The following is a 15225-nucleotide window of genomic DNA, read 5'->3' as shown; positions in this document are numbered from 1 at the left end:
CGGGCGGATTTGATAATCCGTCCGTTTTTTTTTCTGAATCTTGCCAAACTTACAATATAGAGGCACGTTAAGAGTTCCAATTAAAACAAACGAACATTTCATGTTAAGATCAACTTTTTCCAAATCGCTGATTGCCGTCCTAATGCTGGGAGCAACGCATATAACCTTTGCCCAGACCGTTGATGAGGTCATCGACAAACACATAAAAGCAATGGGCGGCTCAGATAAACTTGCCAAACTGCAAAGTGTGAAAATTGCAGCAGAAATGGAGGTCATGAACATGAAAGTCCCGATCAGCACGATCATTGTGCAGGACAAAGGCTTCCGAAGCGAAACAACTGTGCAGGGAATGACCGTTGTACAGGCAATCAATGGCAATACGGGCTGGACAATCAATCCGATGGCCGGACAAACCACGGCAACCGCATTGCCGGAAGAATCGGTGAAGGCCATGTCAACCGAAACTGACCTGACGGGTCTATACAACTATAAGCAGAAAGGTTACACACTTACGCTCGATGGTGAGGAAGATCTTGCAGGAGCAAAAGTTTACAAAGTGTCGATGGCGCTGAAAAACGGGACGAAGCGTACGAACTACATTTCCAAAGACACGTTCTACATTCTTAAAATGATCGTTGCTACAACGATCAACGGACAGGAAGTCACTTCGGAGAATACACAGTCGGACTTCCGTCAGGTGGACGGCGTAACCTACCCTTTCACCTCCGAAGTTACAACATCGGCCATGCCGGGAGCGGCAATGGTGTTGAAAATCAGTTCACTTGAAGTGAATCCGAAAATAGATCCCACGATTTTCGAAATGCCGAAACAATAGGAAAGCTTGTACATCATTTGAATCCCGGATAAAAAATATCCGGGATTTTTTTTGCACTTCTGAACTAATCCTTAAATTTACATGTATATACATTAAATGTAAAAACATTAAATACGATATAGATATGGCTACTACAACATGGGTAATTGATCCAACGCATTCAGAAGTTCAGTTTAAAGTTAAACACTTGGTTATCTCAACTGTAACCGGCGCATTCAAAACATTCGAAGGTTCAGTAGAAACGGAAACAGAAGATTTTGAAGGTGCAACCGTTCTGTTTTCGGCAGACATTAACAGCATCGACACTAACCAGGCACAACGCGACGAGCATTTGAAATCAGCAGATTTCTTCGATGCAGCGAAACATCCTAAACTGACTATCAAAGGAACATTAGCCAAAAAAGGCGATGAAAGCTATACTTTGAAAGGTGATCTGACCGTGAAAGACGTAACCAAGCCGGTTGAATTTGCTGTTGAATACGGTGGTAACATGACCGATTTTTACGGAAACAATAAATCAGGATTTGAAATCACTGGTAAAATCAACCGTAAAGAATTCGGCCTTGAATGGAGCGCAGTAACAGAAGCAGGCGGCGTGGTTGTAGGTGACGATGTGAAACTGATCGCTAACATCCAGGTTGTAAAGCAATAAGATATTATAGTAAACCATTCCTGTTAAAGCGTGGGCGAGTAATCGTCCCGCTTTTTTTATGCCCTCCCATTTCTGAATAATTGCAGGCATATCAGGGCAAAATCGCATTGTATCGTCATTAAGTTATTACTTTTGGCTAAAAAAGAATTCTACCTTGATAATTGAAACTCGTGCATATGCCCGCGCCGGGCTGCTAGGCAATCCTTCTGATGGTTTTTTTGGGAAAACGATATCCATTTCTGTCAGAAATTTTGGCGCTTCCATTTCACTGTATGAATCCCCTGAACTCCATATTGAATCGGAGCCGCAGGATGAGAGCACATTTCGCAGCATTTTTCACTTGCGCGACACGGTTAGCATGCTGGGTTACAATGGTGGGATTCCGCTGATTAAAGCGGGGATCAAGAAATTCGGGGATTACTGCGAAGACAACGGCATCCGGCTTCCTAACCGGAATTTCACTGTTCGTTACCGGTCTTCCATTCCGCGTCAGGTTGGCATGTCAGGTTCAAGCGCGATCGTGGTTGCATTGTTCCGCGCGCTAATGCAGTTTTATAAAGTTGAAATTCCCAAGGAAATCCTTCCGCAGCTCGTCATGGTGACCGAAACCGAAGAACTCGGCATTACAGCCGGGTTACAGGACCGCGTGATCCAATGTTATGAAGGCTGTGTTTATATGGATTTTGACAAAGAGCTCATCGACCGTCAAGGTTATGGACTTTACGAACGGATAGATCCAGCTTTGCTTCCCAAATTATATGTAGCTTATAACACCAACCTCAGCAAAGTTTCCGGCAAGGTGCACAGCGATGTCAGGACACGTTTTGACCGCGGAGAGACCGACGTAATTGACGTCCTGGGACAGATTGCGAAAAAAGCAGCGGACGGTCGCGAAGCCCTCATCGAGGGTCGTGCGCACGATCTCCATCAGTTAATGAATGAGAATTTTGATTTGCGCTGCAAAATTTACAATGTGCCCGAGTCCAACAAAAGGCTGATCAATGCAGCCCGTTCCTGCGGCGCATCTGCGAAATTCGCTGGATCCGGCGGAACAATCATCGGCATTTATCATGATGATGATATGCTGAACCAGCTTTTTGTAGAGCTTAAAAAACATAATGCCCGGGTGATTAAGCCTTTCGTGGTTTAGGCCACCGGTGATCCGCCGTTACCTTCAAAAGACTTCATTAAAAAAGATACATTTACCAATTAACACCAACGATGCCGAAGGCTGAATGCTAACGGCCGAAAGCCAACATCATATGATTCGTAAAGCTGTAATTCCTGCTGCCGGACTTGGAACCCGTTTTCTGCCTGCAACCAAATCGATGCCCAAAGAAATGCTTCCTATTATCGACATTCCTACGATCCAGTATGTGGTTCAGGAGGCGGTTGATTCCGGCATTGAGGACATTCTGATTATTTCAGGAAAAGGAAAACGAGCCATCGAAGACCATTTCGACCGGAATGTAGAACTTGAAAGCCGTTTGGAAGAGAAGGAAGATTTGATGTGGTTCAATGAAATGCGCCGCCTGGCCGACATGGCCAATGTGCATTTTGTAAGACAAAAAGAAGCCAATGGATTAGGGGACGCAATTTATTATGCAAGACACCACGTTGGCAATGAGCCGTTTGCTGTACTTTTGGGCGATACAATCATGGATTCTGTAATCCCTGTTACCCAACAGTTAATGGACACTTACGAGCAGTTTGGCGGCTCAGTCATCGCGGTAGAGGAAGTTGATCCCAAGAAAGTAAACCGTTACGGAATTGTAGGCGGGACATCATTAAGCGACACCATCATGGAATTGAGCGCCCTGGTTGAAAAGCCGGCCATCGAAGTCGCACCATCCAACCTCGCCATAGCAGGCCGCTACATTCTGACACCGGAAATTTTCAATACAATCGAGCAAACACCAAAGGGCAAAAACAACGAGATCCAGCTAACGGATTCATTGTTACTCCTTTTAAAACGCGAAAATATCTACGCACACCGTATAGAAGGCAAGCGCCACGACATTGGCGATAAACTAGATTATCTGAAAACAACGGTTGAGTTTGCATTGAAAAGGAAAGAGTTTGCTGAGCCGTTCAGGCAGTTTTTGATTGATATCTTGAATAAGTAGGGAGTTGCTTTTTTGCAGCCCTGTCAGCCTGAGCGGAGCCGAAGGCGCGCTACTCCTTGGTAACGCGCCTTCGGCTCCGCTCAGGCTGACAGGGCTAATAGCTACCTCACCTCATAATCTATCCTGATCACCCGCTTCCCTCTCTCATCCACTGCGCCGATTGAAATATCGGTAATGTTCCTGCTGTTTGTCCTGATCTCCGTCTCTGCTCGTTTTGCGTTCTTTTCCCTTCTGCCATTTAAAATATAAGTAGCACTGTCTTTGGGATAACCGAAAACGTCAAACCCGTGGTCGGTGAGAATGCTGCGCTTAATGGAATTGTATTTACCGGTTTCGGGAATTGCGGAAGTTGGGCTAACCTGAACGCTTTGAGGCGCTACGAAGTCGTAAATTTCTGATTTGTTGCCTCTGATCTGTTCATAAGTAGGGAAAGAATCCTTCTTTTTTGTTTGAGCGATAGCAGGACCAGACACTGTAAGAAATAATACAATCAAATATATACCGGCCTGTTTCATAACATTGTCAGATTGGAGTGTTATTGAATCTCAACAAATAATAATCAGTCATCAAACACAGTGATTTTTACCTGCGATATGGTTGCCCGCTGCTTTTTGAGAATGGTGAATTCAAAATGTTTGGTTTTAAGTTTTTCACCAATAGCCGGAATTCTGCCGAATTTGTAGATCAGATAACCGGCCAGCGTTTCGTAATCACTTTCCTTTGATATATCGTGTGGCAGTTTGTCATTAATATCCGTGATCGATGCTGAACCTAAGACTGTATATGTATTGTCGCTTTCGTTCTTCACTATGGGAATCTCGTTGTCGTACTCATCCTGAATTTCCCCAACCAGCTCTTCCAGGATATCTTCCATCGTCACAATGCCATCAACACCGCCATATTCATCAATAATCACCGCCATTTGCTGCCTGCTGAGCTGAAAATCCCGCAATAATGCACCAATCGGTTTGGATTCGTGAACCGTAGAGATGGGCCTGATAAGCTCATTAAGCACGATTTCTTTTCCCTGCCGCATTCTTAAAAGCAGATCTTTCAAGTGCAGCACGCCCACAATCTGGTCCAGTGTATCTTCATAAACCGGAATTCTGGAATAGCCTTCTTCAATGACTTTTTCAAGCTTAGCCTCATCAAAATCGTTGATATCAATGCCAAAAACCTGCGGCCTTGGAATCATGATCTGCTTGGCGATCCGTTCGGAAAAATTGAATGCGTTTTTAATCAGATCATAGTCTGCCGCTTCGATCATGCCGCTATCCTTCTGCTGCTGAACCAGATAACGCAACTCATCGCTGCTATGCACTTCGCTCCCGTGCGAAGGTGTGATGCCCACTCCTTTAAGAATAAAGTTAGCAATGCCATTCAGCATCCATACAACCGGCCTGAAAACAAGATAGAAGCCATGCAACGGATACGAAAGGAATAAAGTAGTTGCCTCGGGGCGTTGTATCGCGATGGATTTAGGCGCCAGCTCACCAAAAACAATGTGCAGCACCGTGATAATGGCGAAAGCGGCGGGCAAAGCGATCTGATGCGCCAGCTCAGGTTCCAGTGAAATTCCCACCAGTTCCATTCCCCCGATCAGTATCTTAGAGACAACCGGCTCCCCTATCCAACCCAAACCAAGACTTGCAAGTGTTATTCCAAATTGCGTAGCAGCCAGATATCCATCCAGATTAGCAACGATTTTTTTTGATAAAACGGCCATTGGATTCCCCTCCTGCGCTTTTTGCTCCAATTGCGAGGCTCGGATTTTCACAATCGCAAATTCCGCAGCCACAAAAAAACCATTTAACAAGACGAGTACTAATGTTATTAAAACCTGGATAGCCATTCAAGATGTGTTTTTGAAAAAAGGGTAATGAACTGCATGTTATGAAAAAATTATTCCAAATAATACAGCAGGGCACATAAGCGTGCAACCTGAATTGTTTTAATATTGTATTGAATGCGTTTTTGACAGTATAATGACTGGTGTAGCGCCTCTTTAATTTTCATTTATTCTGACCAAACAAGATTATAACTAAATCCTGAATAAGGAACTGCCTCAATGATTTCCAAGAAACATTTACGAAAACCATTATTTCTTCTTGCTGCCACGGGTGTTGTCGTGGTCTCTTGCATGAAAATGTCGCCGACTGGCTCCAAAACGGGTGTTACGTCGAAGACGAACAGCACAGCTGTTATCATTAAAGAGGATGCAGCAACAGGTAAAGCACGCGCCAAAGAAATCCGTGACAAAACGGTCGTTAAGCTTGCTGACGGCCTCAAACTCGATCTTTGGGCATCAGATTCCCTTGCACCGGACCCGGTTGCAATATCTGTTGACGATCAGGGAAGGGTTTATTTGAACAGAACGAACCGTCAGAAAAATTCAGAGTTTGACATTCGGGGTCACCGGAACTGGATGACCGCTTCTATTGCGTTGCAGACTGTGGAAGAGCGTCGCGCTTTTCTGCGCAGCACCTTTGCGCCTGAGAAAAGCAAGGAAAACAGCTGGCTGAAAGACCTGAATGGCGACGGAAGCCATGACTGGAAAGATCTAGCCGTAGAAAAAGATGAAGTTTGGCGCATAGAAGATACTGATAATGATGGCATTGCAGATATTTCCATGCGGATTCTGGACGATTTCTTTGAAGAAGTTTCCGACGTTGCCGGTGGTGTCCTGATTCGCGCGAAAGACGCATTCGTTGCAATTGCTCCGGATCTATGGAGACTGACAGACACAAACGGTGACGGGGTTTTGGACCAAAAAACCTCCATTAGCCACGGTTATGGCGTCCACATTGGCTTTGGGGGTCACGGAATGTCTAACCCGATTGAAGGACCGGACGGTAAAATTTACTGGAACATCGGGGACATTGGCGCTAACATTACCACAGCCGAAGGCGTGAAACACGAGCATCCAAACTCGGGCATCATTGCCCGTTCTAACCCTGATGGAAGTGATTTCGAGGTTTTTGCGCATGGTTTGAGAAACACGCATGAATTTGTCTTCGACGAATACGGAAACCTGATCAGCTCGGATAACGATGGTGACCATCCAGGTGAAAGTGAGCGTTTGGTCCATGTTGTGGAAGGCTCTGACGCAGGTTGGAGGTCGAACTGGCAATACGGAAAATATACGGATCCTAAGAACAACAGTTATAAAGTTTGGATGGATGAACAATTGTATAAACCGCGTTGGGATGGCCAGGCGGCATACATTATCCCGCCCATTCAGAATTTCCACAACGGTCCGACGGGTATGCAATACAACCCGGGGACAGCATTGGGATCGGCTTGGAAAAACAAATTCTTCCTGGTTGAGTTCGTGGGTAACCCTGCCCGTTCACCGATTTGGGCATTTGGCTTGAAGCCGAAAGGTGCGTCATTCGTTTTAGATGGTGAAAAAAATATCTTGAACGGAATCCTGCCCACGGGCATTCGCTTCGGGCCGGATGGTGCATTGTACGTGGCTGACTGGATCAATGGTTGGGATACAAAAAATTACGGAAGGGTTTGGAAACTGGATGTCTCGGATGACAAAAATGACCTGAAAGAGCTGCGGACGGTGACAAAACGCCTTATGCAACTGGATTACACAAAGCAAACGGATGATATGCTGTTGACCTTATTGGGCAACCAGGATATGCGTATCCGTCAGAAAGCACAGTTTGAACTGGCAACGCGTGGCGCAAAAGGTGCAGCCGTTCTGAGCAAAGCCATTGCGCAAACAGGCAATCAGCTGGAAAGAATTCACGGTATCTGGGGAATGGGACAATTGGCGCGTCAGGACAAATCCTATGCGAATGTGCTGATGACATTGCTGAAAGATTCGGATGAAGAAATTTCGGTTCAAGCGGCGAAAGTGCTCGGCGACGCAAAAATTGCCGAAGCTGGACCCATGCTGATCCCTATGCTTGCATCAAAGAACCCAAGAATGCAGTTCTTCGGAGCGCAGGCGCTCGGACGCATTGCTGACAAACAAGCCGTTGCGCCACTTTTGGCAATGATAAAAACCAATAATGATCAGGATGTTTATTTAAGACATGCCGCCGTGCTTGCATTGTCCCGGATTGGTGAGGTTGAACCGATCGTAGCCTTGTCATCCAGCCCTGAAAAATCGCTCAGGACTGCCGCCGTGCTTGTTTTAAGACGACTGCGTAATGAAAAAGTTAGCGTGTTTTTGCAGGATAAAGATGAATACATTGTAACCGAGGCAGCTCGTGCGATCAATGATGACTTGTCTATTCCTGCTTCCCTGCCTGCATTAGCAGCGCTTTTGCAAGAGAAAAGATTCACTTCCGAGCCATTGCTGAGAAGAGCGATAAATGCTTCCCTGCGCGTTGGAACAAATGACCAGCTGGATAATCTCATTGCTTTTGCACAACGAAAAGATGTGGACAAAGACGTCCGCACTGAGGCTTTGGCAGCATTGGGAACCTGGGCCAGCCCATCCGTTATGGATCGCGTGGACGGTCGTTACAGAGGCTTTGTGGAACGTGATCCAGCGCTTGTGAAGTCGAAAGTTCAGCCGGTTGTTGCAGGATTACTGAATGACAACGACGCAGGCACATTGATCGCAGCTGCGCAAATGGTAACAAACCTGGGAATGTCTGAAAACAATGCTGCTTTGGCAAAGATCCTGAGCACGCATAAGGACGCGAAAGTAAGAACCGCCATGCTTGTCGCGCTAAACGAACTGAAATATTCGGATATGGAAACGGCGATGAAGCTCGGCATGACCGATACAGACGCCGATGTGCGCACAGCGGCATTGGGAATGGCAGGAAGCGTAAATATGTCAAAAGAAGCATTGACCGACATTTCAAAAAGCATTTTTGAAAAAGGAAGTGTAAAGGAACAGCAGCAAATGTTACGTGTTTTGGGCACGATCCCTGTGGCTAAAACACAAGGTATTTTTGAAGATCTGATCGGTAAGATGTCAGACAAGAAATTGCCACAGAGTCTTGCATTGGATCTTTCGGAGGCAGTTGACTCTACCAAGTCCGACGCGCTGATCGCGAAACTGGCTCCGCTGCGTACGACTGGTATGACCGTTGCTGACTACCAGGATGCGCTTTTTGGCGGAAATGCACAGTTGGGCAGAAGATATTTTATGACCAATTCTGCTGCGGAATGCGTGCGTTGCCATTCTATCGGCGGCCAGGGCGGCGAAGTTGGCCCTAACCTTTCCAACATTGGCAATGTGCTTTCAAGAGATCAAATATTACAGGCGCTGATCGAGCCAAGCGCACGGCTTTCGCCCGGATTCGGAATGGTTATGCTTACATTGAAAGACGGCACATCCGCCGCAGGAATCCTGACCCAGGAAAGCGACCACGAACTGGTCCTGAAAACATCAGAAGCCGAACCATTAAAAATCGCAACCGCCAGGATCGCCAAACGCGACAACGTCCCATCCAGCATGCCCCCCATGGGCACAATCATGTCCAAAAGAGAAATCAGGGATATGGTCGAGTTTTTGTCGGGGTTGAAAAGCGGGAGATAAGAATGAGAAAGTCCGGGTTATGAAATTGGCCCGGACTTTTTATCAAAAATCCATTGCACAATTTCAGTTCATCAACGTTCGCATTAATGGAATTAGATAAGAAGGAGGCGGAGGCGGTTAGTAAGGCTATTCAGTATTGGCAGGAGAGCAATAAGATTTCCGGGGAATTGGCGGAGGAACTGCGGAACAGTTATCAGTTGCGTAATGCCAATGTGGATGCGATCGCTATTTACGCGCTGATTTCGGCTGTTTCTTGTGGTTTGCTTGCATTTGGTGCTTTGGTGCTTGATGAAAAGTGGCTGGAACAACTGCGTAACAAATGGGGCTTTTCGGAAACCATTTTTGGGATTGGCTTCACTGCACTGGCAGCCTTATTTATTTATCTTGCCAAAAGAAGACAAACCAAATATCCCGCTTCAAAAGCCAGCAATGAAACCTACAACATTACCATTATCCTCACTATCGGCGTCGCAATCACTTACTGGACGCGCAGTTTTACCAATTTTGACGGAAACTATGCCATTCCACTGCTCATAGCAACCGTTGTTTACGGTGGCGTGGCGGTTTTCCTCCGTTCTACATTGCTATGGACGGTGATGATCATTTCACTGGCAGGCTGGTGGGGCGCTCAGACACATTTCTGGTCCGGTGGCAGTTACCGGTTTCTGGGAATGAATTATCCGTTGCGGATGACCGTTTTCGGACTGGCTATCTGGTTATTTTCTATTGGTTTGCAAAAGCTTAAACTCCTGCCATTCTTCCAGGAAACAACTTACTCCATTGGCCTTTTCCTATTTTTGCTGGCCGCGTGGACACTATCCATTTTTGGAAATTACGATGACCTGAGTGGGTGGACGGCGATTAAGCAGAGTTACTTCTGGTATTGGGCGCTGGGTTTCAGTATTATGCTTGCCCTATTGCTTGTTTACGCGTTTCAGAACAAATTGGAAACATTGCGGGACCTGGGACTGGTGTTTTTCCTGGTTAATATTTATACAAGATATTTTGAATATTTCTGGGACAGGACCAACAAAGGGATTTTCTTTGCCGTTCTCGCGCTGTCATTCTGGTTTGTAGGAAAAAAAGCCGAGCAGTTGAGAAATAAAAACAGCATATCAAAAGCGGATTCATGAGCAGCATAAGGCCCATCAGACAAAACGAAATTAACCTCATCCATTTTCTGCTCCAAACATTAAACCTCGACCCAAAGGATTTCCCGATCAATAATGATGTGGACGAATATGAGGGTGGAAAAATGGGGAGCATTAGTCTGGGAGGGAATGTTGACGCGTACGAGGGCGACTTAATTCAGGCGGAGTATGTCGACAGCGACGGCACACCGGTTGTTATCACACTCACCAAAGACACTCAAAATCACCTCCTCGACCTTGACTTTTGGAAAGTAGATTTTTCAAAACTAATCGACTACCCGCGGCCGGATCAGCTGATATTTTCACAAAAAGCAGAGTAAAAACGCTCGCTTTCAGACCTCTTCGTAATCCAGTTCCTTTCCATAAGTCTCTTCCATTTTCCAGAGCGAAAGCAAGGCAAGCCCGAAGCAAACGGCACCAACGATTGCACCCGAACTCAAAACGCCCCAGCCCGGCTTTAAAAGCTGGAAAACAGGCAATGTAATCAGGACAGTTGCCCTTACATTATTAGCAACAGACGTTGTTACGGTCGCCCGCAGGTTGGTCCCGAATTGTTCTGCAGTTGTGGTCAGGAACATGGCAATGTAGCCGATTGAGAATCCGAGCCATACATAACAAGCATAAAGCATTGTAGTCGATTCGATCCCGCCATACAGCAGCCACACCACCCCGGCTAGCGTCATTGACATCATTAAAAGGATTGCCTTTCTCCTTGATTGCAGCCATTGACTCAAAATCCCACTAAAAAAATCACCGGTTACCACGCCAATGTAGGTGTAAAGCACGCACGATGCTGCTTGTACGTCGGCGGTAATGCCCAGTGCTTTCGCAAATTCGTTTCCAAAAGTGGAATAAATTCCAATGACCATATAAGTAGGCAGCCCGATCCCCATGCAGCGGATATAGCGCACAAACCGCGACCAGCTCGTAAAAATCGTCCACCACGGGACGGACTTGCTTGCCCGGTTTTCTATGCTTTTATTGAAAATAACGGATTCCAGCACATTAATCCGTAAACCCAGGAGTATCAGTCCCATTCCTCCTCCTATGAAATAGGCGATGCGCCAATCCGTCAGTTTTACCGCAAAAAATGCCGCGATAGCACCGGCCAGTCCTACGCTGGCAACTACGGATGCGCCATAGCCACGCAGCTCTTTTGGTAAGATTTCGGCAATGAGCGTAATGCCTGCGCCAAGCTCTCCGGCCAGTCCTAACCCTGCAATAAATCTCAAAAATGAGTACAACTCAACATTATTGGCAAAACCACAGGCAATGTTCGCCAGCGAATAAGTAAAAATAGATCCAAATAAAACTGACCTCCGGCCCAGCTTATCGCCCAATATGCCCCACATAAAGCCGCCAATGAGCAAGCCTGCCTGCTGCCAGTTGTAAATGTTGGCGCCTATGCGGGAAATCTCCTCTTCCGACAACCCAAGATCTTTCAGGCTGGGCACACGGACAATGTTAAACAACAGCAGGTCATACACATCCACAAAGTAGCCCAGCGAGGCAACGATAACGGGAATGGTCAAAACGGCACTTAATTTAGGCTGAGCAGGAGTGATGGCATTCATTTGGATAAAAGAGGAATTGGTAACGCCGGGAATCTATTCTTCGAATGACTTTTTACGCAATGATTTAATGCTGGAATTCCGCTGCTTCGTTTGCAGCCTGTCCAGTTTCGAAGCAAGCGTAGGGCGAGTAGCGCGGCGGCTTTTTTGTACGGTGAATGCTTTTTTGATCAGATCGTTAAACTTGGCTATAATTTTATCCTTATTGGCCAGCTGCGAACGCTCGGTCTGATGATACAGGATGAGGACCTGCTCGTTGGTAAGCTTATTCGCCAGCTTTTCGATCAATGTCTGTTTTTGCTCGTCGGTAAGTTGCTGTGAATTTTTGATATCAAATCTTAGCTCCACTTTTGTTTCGACTTTATTTACATTCTGCCCTCCTTTTCCGCCGCTGCGCGCAGTTTGAAAGACCAGTTCGTTGTGTAAAATTTCAGGGTTGACCATTGGCTGACTGAAAATATTGTTAATGTGTTGTTAATGTTGACGATGGCGGATAGGGCTAAATTAGTTTACAATTGTCTTACAGTCAGCAAGCGGCAATTGAAATCTTTTATAATAGACAAATAAAGCATTAATAATCAATTACTTAATTTCATCATTTAAGAACAAAGCTGGAATCCGAATGTTACTCTGTTGCAACGTGGATTGTTTATACCGATTGCAGCGTTTTACAGCGTTTAAACCAAAACCAAAATAGTGTGTCTTACCTACGATTTAAATAAAGAAAAACAACTAATCCATATAGCCATGAAAATCATGCGAAAACTTCGGATAATGGGCCTGATCTTGCTTTTGCTCGGCGGTGTTTCCATATCTAGCAAGACACAGGCCCAGCCCGGAGTTAACATTTCTTTTCAAACATTCTATGAAGAGCTGTCTCCTTACGGACGATGGGTCCGGACGCCGCAATATGGCTCCGTTTGGGTACCAGATGCACCATCCGGCTTCCAGCCCTACTCCACTGCGGGATACTGGGAAGTGACCGAATATGGCAACACCTGGGTTTCGGAATACGACTGGGGCTGGGCGCCATTTCACTACGGGCGCTGGTCTTTTGATGATTATAATGGCTGGTTCTGGATTCCGGGTTATGAATGGGGCCCGGCATGGGTTAACTGGCGTTCCGGTGGCGGATACTATGGCTGGGCACCGTTGGGTCCTGGTATGCAAGTGAACATTTCGGTGAATCTGCCTTCTTTCTGGTGGGTTTTTGTCCCGCAACGTTACATTACCAGCCCGCGCTGGCATTCGTACTGCGCTCCGCGCAACCGCGTTTCGCATTACTATGGCAGAACGACCATTATCAACAACTACTATTATAATAACAACAGAACCTACGCTTACGGCCCGAGACGTGATGAAATTGAGCGTGTAACCAGAAGAAGTGTTTCCGTTCGTGAAATTGATATGCGGAACAGGGGACGTGTGGTTGTTGCGGGCAATAGCCGCGGCAATGACAGATACGACAACAGCCGCGGTTATAACGACCGCAGCAGCAGATATAACGATGCGAATCGCCGCGGATCAACCATCGACGCAGGTTCATCGGACCGGAGCAGCAGAGGCAATGGCAGAAACCCCGGATATGAGGCCAACCGCAGTGATAATAACAGCCGCAGCAATCGCGAGTACGAAGCGCCAACCCGTGCGGAGCGAGTTCCCAACCGTGACGTGCCTGACAATGGCCCGGAAAGAAGCAGCCGGTCGGAACGTGGTAATGAGCCGGTAAATCCCGGCGGAAACAGAGAATCTTACGAAGTGCCTGCAACAAGACCAAGCCGTTCGGAAAGAGGATCGTATGAAGCACCGGCTCAACGCGAAAGTCGTCAGCAAAGCGGTTCCTATGAGGCGCCTGTTCAACGTGAAAGCCGTTCCAACAGAGGTTCCTATGAAGCGCCTGTCCAACGCGAAAGCCGTTCCAACAGAGGTTCCTATGAAGCGCCTGTCCAACGCGAAAGCCGCTCAGACCGTGGTTCATCCGAAAGAGGTTCTTATGAATCCAGAGGCAGCGCGCCTGATGCGCGTTCTTCACAGGGAAGTTCCGAAAGAGGCTCACGAGGCGGCGGCGGCGCTTCGGATAGAAGCAGCAGAGGGCCAAGATAAATTTTAAAAGCCTAATAAAACAGCCGGGTAAGAAAGTAGTTTTCTTGCCCGGCTGTTTTTAATTTATAGTTACCCTGCATTTAAATACCGTTTTAATGGAAATACAGTTTGATATCGAGTTTAAGGAAAGTGCGCCGAAATACATGCAGATCATTAAGTCGCTGTTGCAGGCGATTAGTAAGGGGAAACTAAAACGTGGCGATAAAATTCCTTCGATCAATCAGTTAAGTGAAGAGTATTTGCTTTCCCGGGACACTGTTGAAAAGGCATACAAACATTTGATCAAAGACGGTGTACTAATTTCCGTTCGGGGCAAAGGTTATTTTATCAACCGCGTCGACATTGAGACATCGGTGCGTATTCTGCTGGTTTTCAACAAAATAAGTAACTATAAGAAGCAGATTTACAATGCTTTTGTGGAGAATGTCGGCCGCAACGTGAATGTTGACCTGCATATCCACCACTCTAATGCCAACATTTTCAAGAATCTGATAAAAAACAGCCTGGGTGAATACGATTACTATGTGATCATGCCGCATTTCTACGAAAAAGCGGAAGAGGCCATTGAAGCTTTAAAAATGATCCCGCCTGAGAAGCTGATTTTGTTGGATAAAGACATTGAACTGAACAGTAAAAAGCATTCTTCTGTCTTCCAAAACTTCGAAAAAGATATCGTTTATGCGTTAAATGAGGCCGTTGACTTATTGAAAGTTTACAAAAAACTGATCCTCATTTTTCCAACCATCATCCGCTATCCCAAAGAAATCATCAAAGGTTTCCGGATCTTCTGCATCCAACACGAATTTGAACACGAGATCATGTACGATTTTCATGAGAACAGCACGGCAGTAAAGGATACGGCCTACGTGGTCATTGAAGAAAATGACCTGGTTAATCTGATCAAAAAATGCCGCGAACAGCAGCTGACGATTGGGAAGGACATCGGCATTATTTCCTATAATGAAACGCCGTTGAAGGAAATTCTGCTGGACGGGATTACGACCATTTCAACCGATCATGAGCAGATGGGGAAGACGGCTGCGGAATTGATTACGGAAAATAGAAGGGCAGTTGTGAAGAACCCGTTTACGTTGATTCGGAGGAAGTCGCTATGAGGTGTTTGCTTGTTCGCATGGTCGCCTGTTCGCTGGTTTACTTGTCAGGAGCGTTGGGGACGCACTTCGGCTCCGCTCAGTGTGACAGGGCGTTGGGGACGTGCCTTCGACCCTCCGGCGGCCCGGGCCGCTCAGGCTGACAGGGCGTTGCGGTCCTCAC

General features: G+C 46.4%; 13 protein-coding genes. 9 read left to right on the top strand and 4 right to left on the bottom strand.

What is annotated here, in order from left to right:
- Window positions 1-100 precede the first annotated feature (100 nt).
- From LZG74_RS04375 to galU, 4 genes are all read left to right on the top strand, one after another.
- Window positions 101-835 carry an outer membrane lipoprotein-sorting protein gene (locus LZG74_RS04375; RefSeq protein WP_233795381.1) on the top strand — a complete coding sequence of 245 codons (735 nt, stop codon included), beginning with the start codon at window positions 101-103 and terminating at the stop codon, window positions 833-835.
- Between the two features lie 124 nt (window positions 836-959).
- The gene (locus LZG74_RS04370; protein ID WP_233795380.1) at window positions 960-1487 is read left to right on the top strand and encodes a YceI family protein; all 528 of its coding nucleotides are present in this window, start codon (window positions 960-962) and stop codon (window positions 1485-1487) included.
- 154 nt (window positions 1488-1641) lie between these two features.
- Complete coding sequence (locus LZG74_RS04365) at window positions 1642-2637, top strand: mevalonate kinase (protein ID WP_233795379.1); 996 nt, start codon at window positions 1642-1644, stop codon at window positions 2635-2637.
- Between the two features lie 112 nt (window positions 2638-2749).
- Window positions 2750-3613, top strand: a complete 864-nt coding sequence (gene galU, locus LZG74_RS04360; protein ID WP_026630622.1) for a UTP--glucose-1-phosphate uridylyltransferase GalU — start codon at window positions 2750-2752, stop codon at window positions 3611-3613.
- Window positions 3614-3714: 101 nt separating this feature from the next.
- Here the strand turns inward: galU and LZG74_RS04355 are convergent, their stop codons facing one another.
- A complete protein-coding gene (locus tag LZG74_RS04355) occupies window positions 3715-4128 on the bottom strand; it encodes a hypothetical protein (protein WP_233795378.1) in 414 nt (137 codons plus the stop codon).
- 44 nt (window positions 4129-4172) lie between these two features.
- Entirely contained in the window at window positions 4173-5465 is a 1293-nt protein-coding gene (locus LZG74_RS04350; RefSeq protein WP_233795377.1) for a hemolysin family protein, read from the bottom strand.
- A 216-nt stretch (window positions 5466-5681) separates the two neighbouring features.
- On the opposite strand from LZG74_RS04350, the gene LZG74_RS04345 reads away from it, so the two are divergent.
- The 3 genes from LZG74_RS04345 to LZG74_RS04335 all read left to right on the top strand — a co-directional run bounded on the left by LZG74_RS04345 (window position 5682) and on the right by LZG74_RS04335 (window position 10596).
- Window positions 5682-9125, top strand: a complete 3444-nt coding sequence (locus LZG74_RS04345) for a HEAT repeat domain-containing protein (protein ID WP_233795376.1) — start codon at window positions 5682-5684, stop codon at window positions 9123-9125.
- A gap of 86 nt (window positions 9126-9211) precedes the next feature.
- On the top strand, window positions 9212-10258 hold the full coding sequence (locus tag LZG74_RS04340) for a hypothetical protein (protein ID WP_233795375.1): 1047 nt from the start codon (window positions 9212-9214) through the stop codon (window positions 10256-10258).
- Complete coding sequence (locus LZG74_RS04335; protein ID WP_233795374.1) at window positions 10255-10596, top strand: DUF6984 family protein; 342 nt, start codon at window positions 10255-10257, stop codon at window positions 10594-10596. The genes LZG74_RS04340 and LZG74_RS04335 overlap by 4 nt, the downstream gene beginning before the upstream one ends.
- 12 nt (window positions 10597-10608) lie before the next feature.
- On the opposite strand, the gene LZG74_RS04330 is transcribed toward LZG74_RS04335, so the two are convergent.
- Window positions 10609-11850 carry an MFS transporter gene (locus LZG74_RS04330; protein WP_233795373.1) on the bottom strand — a complete coding sequence of 414 codons (1242 nt, stop codon included), beginning with the start codon at window positions 11848-11850 and terminating at the stop codon, window positions 10609-10611.
- Between the two features lie 33 nt (window positions 11851-11883).
- Window positions 11884-12291, bottom strand: a complete 408-nt coding sequence (arfB, locus tag LZG74_RS04325) for an alternative ribosome rescue aminoacyl-tRNA hydrolase ArfB (protein WP_233795372.1) — start codon at window positions 12289-12291, stop codon at window positions 11884-11886.
- A 303-nt stretch (window positions 12292-12594) separates the two neighbouring features.
- Here arfB and LZG74_RS04320 point away from each other — a divergent pair, with 303 nt between their 5' ends.
- Complete coding sequence (locus tag LZG74_RS04320) at window positions 12595-13950, top strand: DUF6600 domain-containing protein (RefSeq protein ID WP_233795371.1); 1356 nt, start codon at window positions 12595-12597, stop codon at window positions 13948-13950.
- Window positions 13951-14045: 95 nt separating this feature from the next.
- The gene (locus LZG74_RS04315; RefSeq protein ID WP_233795370.1) at window positions 14046-15065 is read left to right on the top strand and encodes a GntR family transcriptional regulator; all 1020 of its coding nucleotides are present in this window, start codon (window positions 14046-14048) and stop codon (window positions 15063-15065) included.
- Window positions 15066-15225 lie beyond the last annotated feature (160 nt).

The sequence above is a fragment of the Dyadobacter sp. CY327 genome (assembly GCF_021390415.1).
GTDB classification, from domain to species: domain Bacteria; phylum Bacteroidota; class Bacteroidia; order Cytophagales; family Spirosomataceae; genus Dyadobacter; species Dyadobacter chenhuakuii.
The sequence above is the reverse complement of the archived record's forward strand: the minus strand, read 5'-3'. Positions and strand labels throughout refer to the sequence as shown.